Source organism: Streptomyces alkaliterrae (assembly GCF_007097205.2).
In the GTDB taxonomy this organism is placed as follows: Bacteria; Actinomycetota; Actinomycetes; order Streptomycetales; family Streptomycetaceae; genus Streptomyces; species Streptomyces alkaliterrae.
Window position 1 is genome coordinate 1 of the sequence record NZ_VJYK02000619.1, and the last position, 984, is coordinate 984.

The window sequence follows — 984 nt, forward strand, 5'->3', positions numbered from 1 at the left end:
GCCCCACCCCCGGGAACCCGTCGGCGCGCCACCCCCGAGGTGACGCGCCGACAGCCGTTTCCCGGCCGGTCCTCGGGTTCACCGGAGGCTCCGTCAGGCGGGAGCCTCCACGTGGCCGTCCCGGTGGCGTCGGTTGCTCCGGTCGGCGTAGGCGGGCGCGGCTTGGCGACTCACAGGGCCCGCACGTCGGACGATCAGCGGGAGATCGTCGGGCCGTCGGACGGAGAACGCCGTGAACATCCGTCGCTACTCGCTCCACCTCGCCCTCGCCGTCGTCGCGGTGCTGGTGCTCGTCGCCGGTACGGTCCTGATCGCGCGCACGCTGGGCACGGGCGGCTCGAACGGGACGGAAACCGACCCCACACCCGGCCCGACCGGTCAGGCGGACGGCGGAGGCGGAAACGGCGGCGGGAACGGTACGCCGGCGCCCCGGGCGGCGGTGGTGCGCCTGCCCGGCGTCTCGCTGGACGGCTCCTTCGAGTTCACCGACGGCACCACCGGTTGCGCGGTCATCAGGAACGACGGAGGCGTCCCGGTGACGCTGACCCGGGTGTCGGTCGTCAACGCCGGGGCCCTCGGCGCCTGCCGGACCGAGAACGTCGCGGTGTGCACGGCCACGCCGGTGACCCTGGCGCCCTCCGGACGCTGCGCGGTCGCGGTCCGGATCCTGCCGAGCACCGGTGCCACGGTCCGCATCACCGCCGATCTGCGCGCTGTCTGCCACTCGCTGGAGACCTGGCCGTGCAGCGAGGCGAAAGGCAGGGCCCCGGCCACGCGTCCGTTTGTCGTCGTAGCCTCCGGTCTCTGGGAGGCCGCCACGGGGCGTACACCCGGGGACGGCGACGGCGGCACTCCCGACGAGCCGGACGGCGGTCGGGACGGCGACCAGCGGGGCGGCGAGAACGGCGGCGGCGACCCGGGCGGAACGCAGAACGGCGGCCGGAACGGCGGCAACGGGGACGGGGACGGTGGCGACGGCGGGGA

The 984-nt window shown here is 75.5% G+C and carries 1 pseudogene; it reads left to right on the forward strand.

The window, feature by feature from the left end:
- Nucleotides 1-232: 232 nt before the first annotated feature.
- A pseudogene (locus tag FNX44_RS27140) lies at nt 233-984 on the forward strand (hypothetical protein); the annotation flags it as partial.